Annotated in this window: 13 protein-coding genes and 2 tRNA genes; 11 read left to right on the top strand and 4 right to left on the bottom strand. The window is 32.0% G+C overall.

Features of this window, described 5'->3' with window-relative positions; translation table 11 throughout:
• Positions 1-411: 411 nt before the first annotated feature.
• From AC1RPV_RS07135 to AC1RPV_RS07115, 5 genes are all read left to right on the top strand, one after another.
• The gene (locus AC1RPV_RS07135; RefSeq protein ID WP_481761925.1) at positions 412-1,041 is read left to right on the top strand and encodes a VanZ family protein; all 630 of its coding nucleotides are present in this window, start codon (positions 412-414) and stop codon (positions 1,039-1,041) included.
• A 15-nt stretch (positions 1,042-1,056) separates the two neighbouring features.
• Positions 1,057-2,229, top strand: a complete 1,173-nt coding sequence (locus AC1RPV_RS07130) for a class I SAM-dependent rRNA methyltransferase (protein ID WP_481761924.1) — start codon at positions 1,057-1,059, stop codon at positions 2,227-2,229.
• A gap of 255 nt (positions 2,230-2,484) precedes the next feature.
• Positions 2,485-3,387 carry a GRP family sugar transporter gene (locus AC1RPV_RS07125; protein WP_409022282.1) on the top strand — a complete coding sequence of 301 codons (903 nt, stop codon included), beginning with the start codon at positions 2,485-2,487 and terminating at the stop codon, positions 3,385-3,387.
• A gap of 22 nt (positions 3,388-3,409) precedes the next feature.
• A complete protein-coding gene (locus tag AC1RPV_RS07120; protein WP_481761923.1) occupies positions 3,410-4,783 on the top strand; it encodes an amino acid permease in 1,374 nt (457 codons plus the stop codon).
• 98 nt (positions 4,784-4,881) lie between these two features.
• Positions 4,882-6,228 (top strand): glucose-6-phosphate isomerase, encoded by a 1,347-nt coding sequence (locus tag AC1RPV_RS07115; RefSeq protein WP_481761922.1) that lies wholly within the window; start codon positions 4,882-4,884, stop codon positions 6,226-6,228.
• A gap of 69 nt (positions 6,229-6,297) precedes the next feature.
• On the opposite strand, the gene AC1RPV_RS07110 is transcribed toward AC1RPV_RS07115, so the two are convergent.
• Positions 6,298-6,846 carry a phenolic acid decarboxylase gene (locus AC1RPV_RS07110; protein ID WP_481761921.1) on the bottom strand — a complete coding sequence of 183 codons (549 nt, stop codon included), beginning with the start codon at positions 6,844-6,846 and terminating at the stop codon, positions 6,298-6,300.
• A gap of 110 nt (positions 6,847-6,956) precedes the next feature.
• On the opposite strand from AC1RPV_RS07110, the gene AC1RPV_RS07105 reads away from it, so the two are divergent.
• A complete protein-coding gene (locus AC1RPV_RS07105) occupies positions 6,957-7,490 on the top strand; it encodes a PadR family transcriptional regulator (protein WP_409022286.1) in 534 nt (177 codons plus the stop codon).
• Positions 7,491-7,628: 138 nt separating this feature from the next.
• Complete coding sequence (locus AC1RPV_RS07100; RefSeq protein ID WP_481761920.1) at positions 7,629-9,545, top strand: GH25 family lysozyme; 1,917 nt, start codon at positions 7,629-7,631, stop codon at positions 9,543-9,545.
• A 290-nt stretch (positions 9,546-9,835) separates the two neighbouring features.
• On the opposite strand, the gene AC1RPV_RS07095 is transcribed toward AC1RPV_RS07100, so the two are convergent.
• The gene (locus AC1RPV_RS07095; protein ID WP_057973786.1) at positions 9,836-10,036 is read right to left on the bottom strand and encodes a cold-shock protein; all 201 of its coding nucleotides are present in this window, start codon (positions 10,034-10,036) and stop codon (positions 9,836-9,838) included.
• Positions 10,037-10,196: 160 nt separating this feature from the next.
• Positions 10,197-10,481, bottom strand: a complete 285-nt coding sequence (locus AC1RPV_RS07090; RefSeq protein WP_481761919.1) for a hypothetical protein — start codon at positions 10,479-10,481, stop codon at positions 10,197-10,199.
• 612 nt (positions 10,482-11,093) lie between these two features.
• Here AC1RPV_RS07090 and AC1RPV_RS07085 point away from each other — a divergent pair.
• From AC1RPV_RS07085 to AC1RPV_RS07075, 3 genes are all read left to right on the top strand, one after another.
• On the top strand, positions 11,094-11,741 hold the full coding sequence (locus AC1RPV_RS07085; protein WP_481761918.1) for a hypothetical protein: 648 nt from the start codon (positions 11,094-11,096) through the stop codon (positions 11,739-11,741).
• Positions 11,742-12,013: 272 nt separating this feature from the next.
• Positions 12,014-12,943, top strand: a complete 930-nt coding sequence (locus tag AC1RPV_RS07080) for a hypothetical protein (RefSeq protein WP_481761917.1) — start codon at positions 12,014-12,016, stop codon at positions 12,941-12,943.
• A 492-nt stretch (positions 12,944-13,435) separates the two neighbouring features.
• Positions 13,436-14,188: a hypothetical protein gene (locus AC1RPV_RS07075; RefSeq protein WP_481761916.1), complete on the top strand. Its 753-nt coding sequence runs from the start codon at positions 13,436-13,438 to the stop codon at positions 14,186-14,188.
• A 477-nt stretch (positions 14,189-14,665) separates the two neighbouring features.
• On the opposite strand, the gene AC1RPV_RS07070 is transcribed toward AC1RPV_RS07075, so the two are convergent.
• Positions 14,666-14,738: transfer RNA gene (locus tag AC1RPV_RS07070), tRNA-Gln, on the bottom strand.
• A 511-nt stretch (positions 14,739-15,249) separates the two neighbouring features.
• On the opposite strand from AC1RPV_RS07070, the gene AC1RPV_RS07065 reads away from it, so the two are divergent.
• A tRNA-Glu gene (locus tag AC1RPV_RS07065) sits at positions 15,250-15,322 on the top strand.
• Positions 15,323-15,449: the final 127 nt, after the last annotated feature.

Genomic DNA, 15,449 nt, shown 5'->3' with positions numbered 1-15,449 from the left:
TTTTTTAATGTATAATGCAAGTCCGAGTAGTAGCATGGTTGTGCCAAGTGGATTTAACAAAAGGACAAAGTATTGATAAATTCCTGAAACACCAAGGTTAAAATCAATAAGATATGCAGTAATTGTTTTTAACCAGAAAAGAAACAGAAGTAGGGTGAAAAATCCAAGCTTTGTGTTTAGAAATGTTCTAAATCGTTTGAGTGTCTGCACGGTTTGAACCGTCCTTTCGAGTATAATCAAATTAAAATCGTAACTGTAGTTTACAGTCTATATTAAATTTGTGTCAATTGATGCTAAGCTTTGTTAATGCATTTTTAACTTATTAAATTTACATGAAAAATAATGGTACATACTAAAATATCATGTTTTTATTTGTTAATATAGGAGAAGATGGAAGGTGAGGTTGAAAGAATGTTATTTTTATCAAAATTATATGAATACGTTTTACATCATTACTCACAAGGTATTAACCACTTTCCATTAATCCATCTTATTTTTTTAAGTGTTGATAAAACAATTTTTTACTTAATCGTGTATCTTGTTATTCGAGTAAGTATAGGGTTGTATCAAAAGAAAAAAATAAACTTCAGAACAGAATTTGTAAGGCTATTATTAGTTGCGTACCTCGTTTTATTAGTTGAATTGACGGTATTTAGATATGTCTATTTCCCATGGGATATCCGATTGAATTCAACCTATAATTTTCATTCTATCAATTGGACACCGTTAATTGAAACAATTAAACTGACAAATGGACAATCTTTGTTCGATTTCGTGTATAATCTATATGGTAACATTCTTTGGTTTGTTCCGTTAGGAATTATTTTACCCAGTCTAAAGCAATTTAAAAAGTATTCTCTAGTAAAAACAATGTTGGTTGGTATTTGTTTATCAATCGCTATTGAATGTGGACAGTTTGTACTAGGATCCGGAGTTAGTGATATAGATGATATCATTTTTAATTCATTGGGTACATTGATAGGCTGTGGGCTATATCTTATCTTAAATCAAATATTAAATAAAAAAGACGTTAAAAAATAGAAGGAGTGCTAGTCATTGAGAAAAGTAGAAATTATTTCACATGCAGCAAAAAAGTTTAAAAATGGATACCCATTAATTGATAAGGAAGATTTACAAACAACTCGTGATTTTAAAGAAGGAGAATGGGTTGCATTAACGCTACATAATCAATTTGTCGCTTATGGTTATTTTGCAGAACAAAATCGTGGGGATGGCTGGATTTTTTCACGAAATGAAGAATCACGTATTGATGAAGATTTTTTCTCAAAATTATTTAATAACGCTCGAATGAACCGTAAATCATTATTTACTAATAAGGAGACGAATGCCTTTCGTTTCTTTAACGGTGAAGGTGAAGGTATCGGTGGATTAACAATTGATTATTACGACGATTATTATGTATTTACTTGGTATAGCTTAGGTCTTTACCAACACAAAGATATGATTTATAGTGCATTTTCTGATGCAGTTACAAGTTATAAAGGTATTTATGCTAATCTTCGTTACGATACAAAGGGTGAACCATCAACATTCAAAGTTCGTGGAAAAGATGCACCTACGCCACTTATTGTTCAAGAAAATGGCCTTCAATTTGCTGCATATCTTAATGAAACAACGACAGGACTTTTCTTAGAACAACGTGAAATGCGTAAAGCAATTATGAATAAATATGCTGAAGGAAAACTTGTGTTTAACGGATTTAGTAATACAGGTGCAACATCAGTTGCTGCATCAGTAGGTGGCGCACTTAAAACAGTTAGTGTAGATGTGAATAATAAAAATATTGATCGTACAAAAGAACAATTTGTACTTAATAATATTGATCCTGAAAAACAAGAAATTCGTGGAATGGATGTTTTCGGCTATTTAGATTATGCAAAGAAACACCATATTAACTATGATTTAGTTATTTTGGATCCACCAAGTTTTGTACGTTCAAAGAAAAGAACATTCTCAGTTCAAAAAGATTATGTTCAACTTGCTGAAGATGCTATTGATATTACACAAAAAGATGGTGTTATCATGTTCTCAACTAATTCGGCAGGATTGACGCTCAAAAAATTAAAAGAACAAATCACAGAAGCTTTTGCTAATAAGAATCGTTCATTTACATTACTTGAAACATTCCGTTTATCAAGTGACTTTGTAACAAACAAGGAATATCGTCAAGGTAATTATTTAAAAACGTTAGTTATTAAAGTTGATTAATTAAAAAACAATCCTATTTATTATTAAATAGGATTGTTTTTTTTCGTAAAATATAAAAAATTCATAAAAACAAAATGCTTGTAATTAAACGTTTATGAGTGTTTTTGATGGATTTCGAATGTAACCCGTTTCAAATGTTGCTAAAGCTATCATCAAATTTTTGTTTTAAGGGTTGTAAATACGGTTACTTTACTGCTAAAATAGTTAAATCGCGAAAAAAGAATAAAAGAGAGAGAGTAGAGGATTTAATTAATTATGATTATCTTAATGGCAGTAATCCCTGCAATTGCATGGGGTAGTATTGGACTTATAAGTGGAAAACTTGGCGGAACTGCCAACCAACAAACAGTTGGTATGACATGGGGTGCCTTGATTTTTGGAATTGCCATTTATGGTATTTATCAACCAGAAATGGACACAAAAGTCTGGATTATTGGTATCGTTTCTGGTTTATTTTGGAGTTTAGGTCAAAATCAACAATTCCATGCTATGAAAGCAATCGGAATCTCAAAAACAGTTCCTGTTTCAACAGGCTTACAGTTAGCTGGTAATGCGTTGGCAGGTGTCATACTGTTTAATGAATGGAAGACAACTCAAATGGTTGTGATTGGTACTATAGCGATGATCGTTATTATTGCTGGTGCTGCTTTGACATCATTGAGAGATAAAAAAAATTCAGTTCTATCTGATTCAGAAAAAAATGAGAATACTGCTGCTGGTGTACGTGCTATTATTTTGTCAACAATTGGTTACGTAGGTTATACAATTGTTGTTCATTATGCAACAGTGGGCATGACTGCTGATGAATCACGTGCATTTACAATGGCAACAATCTTGCCACAAGCTGTTGGTATGGTTATAGGTGCTGGATTTGTTGCGCTTATTGCAAATGAAGTTATTATGCACTCATCAACTTTTAAAAATGTATTAACGGGACTTATTTGGGGCGCTGGTAACATCTTTATGTTCTTATCAATTCCTAAATTAGGTCAAGCTGTTAGTTTTTCATTTTCTCAAATGGGAGTGGTTATTTCAACATTCGGTAGTATCTACTTATTAGGAGAAAAGAAGACTAAGCATGAGATGATTTATGTCACACTTGGATCAATATTTGTTATTTTAGGTGTTATTATGTTAGGAATTATGAAAACTTTATAAAATGGTGAAGGAGTGTTAATCGATGGATTTAAGGAAAAAAGAATTTGCGACAACTCATCATGTTAGTAAATTAAAAAGAACCCTTAAAACCGGTGATCTCATTCTTTTAGGGTTAGGCGCAACAGTTGGTACAGGTATTTTCGTTGTTACGGGGAATGCTGCCAGTCAAGAGGCTGGTCCTGCCCTTATTTTGTCGTTTATTATTGCCGCAATTGCAGTTATAATGAACGGCTTTTCTTATGCAGAATTTTCATCAAGAATACCAGTTTCTGGTGGTTCGTATAATTATGTTTATGTTATTTTTGGTGAGTTTATAGCCTGGTTCGTTAGTTGGTTTACCATTTGTGAATATATTCTAGCGGGGGCTTCTGTTGCCTCAGGTTGGTCTGCGTATATGCAGGGGTTCTTGATAGGGCTTAATATCCACCTGCCTGTTGCGCTGAGTGCATCGTATAATGCAGCAAGAGGGTCATATATCGATATTATTGCTGTTATAATTACGTTAGTCGTTACATGGTTAACAACATTTGAAGCAAAAAAGGCACTACGTTTAAGCAAAATAATGGTATTTGTAAAATTTGCGATTATTCTTTTATTTATAGTAGTGGGTGTTTTTTACATTAAACCTGGTAACTGGCAACCCTTTATGCCATTTGGTACAAGTGGGGTAATGAGTGGGGCCGCATTAGTATTTTTTGCCTTTTTAGGGTTTGAATCTATTGCGATGGCATCAGACGAAGTAATTGATCCGCAAAAGACAATTCCAAAAGGAATTATTGGTGCGATAAGTATTTCTGCTATTTTTTATATTATTGTTACGTTAGTATTAACCGGAATTGTCCCGTATACACAATTAAATGTTAGTGATCCAGTTGCATTTGCGATGCGATTTGTAAATCAGAGTATTATTGGAAATATAATCTCGGTAGGTGCAATAATAACGCTTCTAAGCGTCTTAATTGCATTAGCCTATGGTTTATCGAGAATGATTTATTCGGAGGCGAGAGACGGATTATTGCCCCAATACTTAGCAAAAATTAGCGATAAGACGAATGCGCCCAAAGCAGCATCATGGACAGTCGGTATTTTTATTGCGATTGCAAGTGGGTTAGTGTCTATTGAAAGTTTAGCCAAATTGACTAATATTGTAACGTTAACCGTACTTGTTATTTTGGCTTTGGCATTAATAAGTTTAAGGAAACAATTTGGTGAACCTAGTAAAGGCCAATTTAGAGTTCCATTTGTACCATTGTTACCAATCTTGTCTATAATTATTTCAGTCTATTTGATGATTCAGTTACCGATTAATATCTGGGTTGCCTTTCTAATTTGGATTATTATAGGATTAGTTGCTTATTACGGTTACGGATATTCTCATAGTAAACAAAAAAAATAACGGAATTTGTAATTAAAGTTCTGTTTGACTGTTATATTTTCTACTAAGTATTGTATAATGTAAGTTGTTAAATAAAGAATATGAGGGAGATAATTAAAATGGCACATATTTCATTCGATAGTTCTAACTTATCAAAATTCGTCCAAGACAATGAACTTGGCGAAATGCAAGCACTTGTTACTGCAGCAGATAGTGAATTACGCAACGGTACAGGGGCAGGTAGTGATTTCCGTGGATTTTTAGATTTACCTAAAGACTACGATAAAGAAGAATTCGCTCGTATTAAAACAGCAGCTAAAAAAATTCAATCTAATTCAGAAGTTTTAGTCGTTATCGGTATTGGTGGTTCATATTTAGGTGCTCGCGCAGCTATTGAATTCTTAAACCATACATTCTATAACTTATTACCAGCTGAAAAAAGAAATGCACCTCAAATCTTATTTGCTGGAAATTCAATTAGTCCTTCATACGTACATGATTTAGTAGATTTAATTGGTGATCGTGATTTCTCAGTTAATATTATTTCTAAATCAGGTACAACAACAGAACCTTCAATTGCTTTCCGTGTTTTCAAAGAAAAATTAATCGCAAAATATGGTAAAGAAGAAGCTAACTCACGTATCTACGCTACAACTGATCGTAAAGTTGGTGCCTTAAAAGTTGAAGCTGATTCTGAAGGCTATGAAGCATTTGTTATTCCTGATGACGTTGGTGGCCGTTTCTCAGTTCTTACTGCTGTTGGTTTATTACCAATTGCTGCTTCAGGTGCTGATATTGATGCCTTGATGCAAGGTGCTGAAGACGCACGTGTTGAATATTCAGATGCTGATTTAACAAAAAATGAAGCATATCAATACGCAGCTTTACGTAATATTTTATACCGTAAAGGTTACACAACTGAAATTCTAGAAAACTACGAACCAAGTTTACAATATTTCTCAGAATGGTGGAAACAATTGATGGGCGAATCTGAAGGTAAAGATCAAAAGGGTATTTACCCATCTTCAGCTAATTTCTCAACTGATTTACATTCATTAGGCCAATATATTCAAGAAGGCCGTCGTAACTTGATGGAAACTGTAATTAATGTGGGAACTCCCGTTAATGATACTGCTATTCCTGAAGAAGAGGGCGATCTTGATGGCTTAGGCTACTTAGAAGGTAAGACAATGGACTTTGTTAATACAAAGGCTTTCCAAGGTGTTGTTTTAGCTCATACTGATGGTAATGTTCCTAACATGATTTTGAACATTCCTACACAAGACGCTTACACATTAGGATATACAATTTACTTCTTTGAAGCAGCTGTAGCTGTATCTGGTTACTTGAATGGAATTAACCCATTTAACCAACCAGGTGTTGAAGCATACAAAAAGAACATGTTTGCCTTACTTGGTAAACCTGGCTTCGAAGACCTTTCAAAAGAATTAAATGCACGTCTTTAAGATAAAAAAGTTATAAAATAAAAATCGTCTGAACTTTTAAAAGTTCAGACGATTTTTATTTGGAATAAATTAGTTCTTTTTGATCATTTTGTAATTTTCGTCATAATATTTACCATTACGAATATCATCTGGCATACCAACATAAGGTTCTTCATTGATAACATCTTCGTTATTTTGACCGGCATCACCGATGTAAGTGATTGTAGCAAATTCTGGGACAACCATTTTAGGATATGTTTCGTATTTTTCACGAGATTCTTCCATCAAATCGATATGGTCATTTTGGTAAGTAACTGTAATTTCAGGATGTTCTTGAACCCATTTAGGGAAGAAGATTGTTCCGTTAATTTTCATTTCGTTAGGTAAGAAATCTAGAGCGACATCAGTACCTGTAGGTTCTGTCCAAGCAATTTTATAAATACCTTCAGTAAGCATAACGATGTGAGCTTCTTGATCAGTTACCCAACGTCCAGCAACCATACCACCATGGATACGGTAGTCAACAGTATGATCATTTTTAGCGTACCATTCATATTCCCAACCGTTATCGTAAGTATATACAAAATGTGTACCTAAGAAATCATCTAATGTTTTAAACTTTTTTTCTGTATTTGTCATAATTTTTGTTCTCCTTTAAAGTGTTTATTTATACATGTAAAAGTTTACATGTTTTTGTTTACTTGATTATAGTATACTGATAAGTATTAAAAGTCAAGTTAAGGGGAAAAATGGCAAAAAAAAATAAATTACAATATATTATTTTAGGATTATTGAATCAAGAACCATTATCGGGGTACGATATAACTAAAGCATTTACGACTGATATTGGAGAATTTTGGCAAGCAGGACATAGTCAAATTTATCCTGCTCTTAAAATAATGGAAAAAGATGGATACATTACGCATGAAATTGAAATAGCAGGTACTAAGTTAGAAAAGAAAATATATTCTATTACATCACAAGGTAAAAAAGTTTTAATGGATTGGTTAGTATCAGATAGTGGGGAATTAAAACCGATTAAAGACGAATTTATTTTGAAACTTTATTTTATTAAAAATAAAGATGACGTTCAATTACAGCAAAGATTAATTGAGCAATTACAGTTACATCAAGTAAAATTAGATCATCTTGAAGGAAGAATGAAATTAATTTTTTTCTCAGAAGAAGAAATCAACAAACAATATGGTCATTATTTGATTTTAGATCATGCAATTGAACGAGAAAAATACTGTGTTAAGTGGTTTAAAAAGTATCTTAATTAAATAATAGACGCTTATAAAACGTCTATTATTTTTTTATTGAAGGTCTTTTTTTCTAATCTTAATCTTTTTGACTTATAAATTATGCTAGAATATGGTTATTAAACAAAAAATAAAAGGGCGGTTTCTATTTTGAAAAGAATGACGAAATATGTATTATTTTTATCTAGTGTGATAGTAGGTATTGGTATCGGAGCATATCAGGCCTCGGCTAATACTTCGAAGCCTGAAGGTGTGATGGGGTCAAATGTACCTGAATCATTAGTTAAATCAGCATCTTTATTGAGTAAATCGGCTACAAATCGCGATAATTCAATTCCTGATTTATCAGAATTTCAAGGATCATTTACAGATGCACAAGCTAAAGTATTAAAGAAAAATTTTAAATTTATTATTTTACGTGTTCAATATGGGTCAAATCGTAAAGATTTAGTGATTGATCATAATATTGCGATGATGAAGAAATATAATATTCCATATGGTGTTTATTCATTTAGCCAATATGAAAATGTTGCTGATGCTAGAGTAGAAGCGAAAGACTTATATAACCGTGCCAAGGATGCTAAGTTCTTTGTCAATGATTATGAAGATCAAACGGTTACGAATGCTAGCAAAGCAAATACTAACGCCACAACAAAAGCCTGGGCTGATGAGATGGCTAAATATGTAGGTAATCGTAAAATTATACTTTACTCTTATGCTAGTTTTATGAAAACATATGCCAGTACGGCTGTTAACGCATATGATGGTTTTTGGTTAGCTGCATACCAAAGTAATGAGCCAATGGAAACAAGTCATTCGTTATGGCAATATACAAGTAACTTTACAAATCATGGTTTATCAGGGGTTGGAAACATTGATGCAAGTATCATGTCTGGTAAAAATGCTGATTGGTTTTTAAGTGCATCAACAGATAACAAACCAACAGAAAGTACACCACCCACGAACGCAGCTGGGAAAGCACAAAGTTATAATGAATTAGTTTCAATTAAAAAATCTGGATATAATGTTTGGGGTAATTTTAGTTGGAATAAAGTTAAAAATACGACAACTGGAAAAATTGGAAAAGTTTATAGCGCAAAATATTACTATAATCACAGTAATGGTAACAAATATTACTCATTGTACGATAGTAAAGGCAAATGGGCTGGATATGTAAATAGTAACGCAATGGAGGTTGCTTCAGCTAAAGAATTTAAAGCAACCGCTAAAATTACTAAACGTGATTATACTATCTGGAGTAATTTTTTCTATACGTCAGCAAAAGGAACAACAGCTAATTATTATGGTCAAAACTTAAATGTCAGATACAGATATACATTGGGTAATGGTAACGTCTATTATTCACTTTATAATAATGCAGGTACATGGTTAGGTTATATGAATAGTAATGCTTCAAATTTAGTTTATTCATCATATGATAAGATTGTTTCTGTTAAAAATAGCTATACTATCTGGGGTAATTTTAATTGGACAAGTAAAAAAGGATCTACAGTTACTAACTCCGGACAGACATACAATGCTAAATATGCGTATAAGATTAATGGTAATACGTATTACTCACTATATAATGGTAATAATGTTTGGAAAGGCTATGTTAACAGTAATGCTACGAATACCTTAGTAGCTAAATCATTAAAGGCAAAGGTCAAAATTAGCGATAAAGGTTATAATGTCTGGGGTAATTTCTTGTGGTCATCTAAAAAAAGTACTTCTAGTAATTACTATGGTCAAACATATAACGTTAGATACAGATATACTACAGGAAACGGAAATATTTACTACTCACTTTATAACGATGCCGGTAAATGGATGGGTTATGTGAATAATAAAGCAACTAGCCATATTTATACTAAATACAATAAAATTGTCTCTGTTAAAAGAAGCTATGATATCTGGGGTAATTTTAATTGGACGGTAAAAAAAGGGTCAACTATAGCTAACTCAGGTACGAAATATACAGTAAAATATGCTTATTCAATTAATGGCAATAAATATTACTCGATATACAATGCAAATGGTAAGTGGCAAGGATATGTAAACAGCAACGCATTTTAAATGAAAATAGTTCTAAGTTAATTGTTGTTGATGAATTATGATATTGAAAGACAGTGTGACTTAAAAATGCCTCATAATCGTTAGACCTACGTCTAATAATTATGAGGCATTTTTTATATTGATAAATTTAAAGTTGATTTTGAACGTAACCTAAAGTGCATAGTAGGAACCGGATGATAAATAATTATTTAATTTAAAAATACAGTCATACAACAGCAGCTGATGAGAGGGTATACGGTTATTATTGCAAAAAAAAAACCTACCCGAAGGTAAGTTTCAAAGGCTTATAATTAAGCTTTAACAACGTTAGTTGCTTGTGGTCCACGATCAGAATCTTCAACATCGAAAGTAACTGCTTGGCCTTCGTCAAGTGATTTAAAACCGTCACCTTGGATAGCTGAGAAATGAACGAAAACGTCGTCGCCAGATTCGCGAGTAATAAAACCAAAACCTTTATCTGCATTAAACCATTTTACTGTACCTTGTTCCATAATATGAAACCTCCATGTGCTGTAAGCACTAATATATTTTGCATTTGTTGATTGAACTATTAAAAAGAAGTGTGTTCATAAATGAAACAAATCACCTTTAAATAACCGAACCATAAATACATAAGTTTAATATAACATCTAATGACGATTAATGCAAATGTTATTTGCTCGATTTAGTGTGTTTTTTAAGATAATGCAGTAATTCTGTTTCATTACGAAATTCATGTGGGCTAACTTGATTATGAAGTCGAATCGTAATTTTATTAATTTTGATTCGACCAGTCCAAGTATACGTGTATTCAACGATAAATCTATTATTGAGATCATCCTCATCTAAGCCAAAATTAAGTACGTAAATACGATCTGGAACCATTAATGGATTGAGATGTTCTTTATCGTAATAAATTTTGTTTGCTCTTAAGAATTTTTTTGTCTTACTTAACATAGTGTATAAACCTCCAAACTATTATTATAGTGTATTCAAAATGAAGGAGACAGAATTGAATCGGGGATTTAAGTTGCTGTCACTTTATTAATTTAAGTACCATCATTAAAATATCTCATTTAGTATATCATAAATAGAACATAAAATGAGAAAATACTATATAAATCATTCGGAAAAATTGACAATAAACAAAAACATGTTAAGGTTATAGTAGCTCAATATTAATATTCTTAGTATAAATTATTCAGTTTGATGATTTCTATTCATTTATTCACGCTGGCGCAACCAAGGAGTTGCAAGGATGTAAAGTAGGTAGGGTTACATCGTTTAGAAGTAGAATTAGTAACTTATTTTAAAATTAATTAACTCAAAATTAAATATAAATATTCAGTGAGAAGGCTACCAGCAGAATTTGTTGGTAGCCTTCGTCAATTAAAAATATATATAGCATTAAAAATTAATAGCGGGTATGAATGTTAGAAACTTTAAAATATAACCCTTTATTACTTTATTGAAGTATTTAGAGTGTACATACAAAGGAGGTAGGTATTGTTTACCTGCTTTTTTTAGTGTTTAATATGTGAGTGTATAAAAATAAAGGGGTGTTGGATAATGAAAAGGGTAGTCGTATTATGTGCTTCAACAATGGTTGCATTATTATTAGTTGCATGTGGGAACAGCAATAGTGCAAGTAAGGAATCGTCATCATCTGAGGTAAAATCATCTAGTTTGCAGAAATCAAAAAGTGAATCAAATAAGAAAGAGTCTATAAAAAAAGCAAAAGTATCTTCTGAAAGTAAAGCATCATCAGAATCAGCTGCCAAAGAATCAAGTATGGTAGCTGAAAGGTCATCTAAGGCAGCTAATCTTGTGAGAAATGAATTAAAAAAAGGATTTAGTTTTGCTCCAATCAAATATAATGGTGAGGACATCAGTAAAGCTATGGAAGATGGTACTGCTCCACGGCACTCCCTTTTTGATTTAATTACTCTAGGTTACGCAAAAAGTGATACAGTGGTTCGTACACAGCTGGGAAAAGATAGAGCCTATAATTATACGTATAAGATAACCGATAAGTTTATTATAATGAGGGGTGAATCTGGTTCACATCGCATACCTTACACAATAAAGGGATCACATATAACATATGGAGAATGGATAGAAAAACAATCTAATGGAACAAAGCTTACTTATGAGTTTGCATTAGAAACGACTGCCAAAGATGCAATAGACGCACAGCAAACTCAAAATAAAATATAATGGTTAATTGAAACATCCATACTGTGGATGTTTTTTTGTACGCCAAAATAGAAAATGTCGTACGGGTTATTGCGGCATTTGGGGCTGAACAAACTTAGTATAAAATATCTTTGAATGGTTAAAAATCTAACAAAACCTGCGACTATTAGTATGAAAATATAGATTATGTTGTACAGAGTTTTATAAAAGTGCATAAGGTGAATACGAATATTGATTACCTATCATTTTTAGTGTTTAATTTAAAGGTAAATAAATTTTAGGGGAGTTTCAAAATGAAAAAGGTATTGGTAACGTGTGGGATAGCAATGATGTTATTATCATTAACTGCGTGTGGGAGCAGCAATTCAAAAAAGGATGAATCATCTTCTATTGATTCTAGTAAATCACAAGCAAGTTCAAAGAAAATAGCTAGTTCAATGAGTAGAGAAGTTTCATCGTTAAAAAAAGAAAAAAGTAAATTACAGGAAACGAAAAAACAGGCAAGTAGGAATGTAGGAACTCTGACAGTTCAGCAGATGAAAGACCATCCTAAACAGTCAGCTGTAGCAATCGCTTATTATGGTGCAAATCGTTTTTGGAATGGTTTAACGGATAAAATAGCAGATGGGTTCAATGTTTCAATTAAAACACCTAATTCAAGTACAGTTAAGTATTATATTCAAAAAGGTGATAATCCATATTATAGATTACTGGGGGATGTACATAATACTGTAGCTTATTATGACAATGCAGATAATGAACTACAAAAAGTTGGTATGTCGACAATAGCTACTTATGTAAATCAAAAGTTAACTGATGGTAGTCGAAATACTCTAGTGAATAACGTTATCATCAATGCTAGTGATGATACACAACAATCCAGTGATGGGCTATCAATATCAATTGATGAAGCGATTAAACTGATTATCAAACATGAAAATTCAAATGATAATTACGGCAATTTTAACTTGATAATAACAGATAGAAGTAAAAGTACTATAACTAAAATTAATAATAATGATGATATTCCTGCAGCGTTGGGAGGATACGTACCCTATGGAAATGGTGGTTGGGAAATAGAGTTGGTGTACACGGGTGCAAGTCTTCGAGAAAAATATTACCTAGTGCCTGATCATAACAAAACAACCGTTTCACTTAAAACTATCTCACGCTATTCGACTAGACCAGACATAGATACAGAAAACTTTACGCTAAACCGTTAAATAAATATAATACTTTATAGTGATATTCCATAATGGTTCATTAATGCATTCACAAACGTGAGTGCTTTTTTTGTAAAAAATGAAATATGGAACTGGGAATCTTCAGATAAATACCGGGCCTTAGAATATTAGCTAAAATTTAGAAAAGCAAAATTAATGAATTTCTTAGCATAGTAGCTAAAAAGTATATACACTAATAGTGTTGACGAAAGTGCAAACATTTAAAAAGCTAAAGAAATAAACTATACTATCTAAAATGATCCATCATGAATGATACGGTTGGAAGTACAAACGGTAGCCAGATTCAAAGTGTGAAAAAGTTTAGTGTGAGTTAAATCATCATTTAGTGATTTTTGAGTAACTAGTGATCATTAAAATAAACCTTTTAAGTTACGTAGAGTTTCATAGTATTTCATAGAGTTGGGACAGGTATTGTTTACCTGTTTTTTATTGTTTAATATAGAGGTAAATAAGATATTTGGAGGTAATGCAGTGAGTAAAATATGGGGGTTTATAAAAAAATATAAATGGTTCATTTTACTAGTAATATTGATAGTGACTGTTATCATCCCTTGGGTCATCAATATTTTTATTGGCATTGTTCCAGGAGTAGGTTCGAGTGATGGGTGGCTTGGATTTTGGGGAGGTTATATAGGTTCTTTCATAGGTATTGGTGGTGCAGCTATGTTTGCATATATAAATACAAAGTTTCAGTTAAAAGAGCAAAGAAAAAATGAGTTAAGTAATGCCCTTGCTGTAGAAGATATTAAGAACATATCTAGATTAATTTCTATTAATAATAGATTTACCGCCAATATTATTTTAATGAAAAAAGATATTTTCTCTAAGGGTACATTAGAAACAATAGATGATATTCGTAATTTGGGTACAAAAATTAATAAAGAAAAATTGAATGAAATTACTAATTTGAAGAATGAATATGTAATTTATTTTGAAACATACGTTAGCTATGTACCCGAATTATCAAAAAAATGTGATACCTATCAAGATAATATTGCTACACTTTGGAGTGATTTAATGAAAACATACGATGAACTTACTATGGCAGTAAAATGGTTATTGAAAAATAAAGAAGAAAATATAGAATTGATAGATCAAGAAACTAATAAAATTAATAAAATTTTTACAGCAGTTGCAACAAATATAGACTCTATATCTTTTCCGTTAAATGCAGTGAATAAAATTTTAAAAGGCGAAGCGGCGAGGATAAGGTGTAATAAATAATACCTTATCTATAATTGATGTTTAGGTATTCTTAAAGTAAGTAATAGGGTTAGTGTTAGAACCTGCCAAAACTTGCCATAAAATACTTTATAAAGCTCATCAAAACTCTAGTAAGCTCGTCAAAATGATACTTCATTTATACCTAATATGTTAGCAAATATTAGTATATGGGTGCAGCTATTCATCCCTGGGACTTATTAGATATGTAGGCAAAAATAAGTATTCGGACATTTCGGACCCCCTAAAGGGATGCAATTAAAAAGGTTATCAAGACATTCAAGACACCCTAAAGGAAGTAGATTTAATTAGATGTGATGAAATGACTACGGTTTGTTGAGGGAAAATAAAAAGCACCTACTTAAGAAAGTAGATGCATCAGTACATACATGCCCGTACAGTTTATTTTTTTGACTACGGTTTTGACTACGGTTTGTTGAATCTAGATGAAACCTTATGAAACTCTATGAAAACACTTGATTGGGTAAGTAGGGATCGAACCTACAGATTGCGGATTCAGAGTCCGGCGCCTTACCAGTTTGGCTATTACCCAAGAATAATTAACTTCCTAATTTTAGCGATATAACGGTCTTTTGTCAAATAGAAAATAGTAATATTTTGTTGAAACAATAAGAAATAGTAAAGATGATTAATTATTGATAAAGAAAAGTGATGATTACTTTTCTAATTGATACATAACGTTATAATGAAGGACATAAAGATTGTGTTATGTAGAGAAAGTACAAATGAATAAATTAAGCTAAAGTTTTGCACATTTTATTAAGTTATTATTCTATAGATGGGTTTGAGGCGAACGTATTGGAAATAAAACTAAGACGTGAATTAAAAAAGTTATACATTAGATTATTGATTGCGTGTGTCACAACGTTATTGATAGGTACCACGAAAGTTCTCCTACAATATAAATGGTTATCTTTTGTTATGTGGGCTGCTGCATTGTACTGTCTCGGTTTGTATCTGTATTGTTGTTTTATTCAATTTTTAATTTGGCATAAAAATCATTGACATCAAATCTATATGGGTTATACTTAAAAGAGTATTTTTGCCCAATGGTCAAATTGGTTAAGACGTCGCCCTCTCAAGGCGGAATTACGGGTTCGAGCCCCGTTTGGGCGATAAAAGATGTAATTAATTAGAATATTTAAAAAAGTGATTAAGTAGGGGAATGAAGTGAACCCCCTGAGTTGGAGAAATCTAACTCAGGGGGTTTTACTATGTTCACAGTTGAAATAAAGAAAAAAGT

The sequence above is a fragment of the Dellaglioa sp. CoH-55-MRSF-9 genome (assembly GCF_056782155.1).
This window is presented reverse-complemented; position numbering and strand designations above follow the sequence as displayed.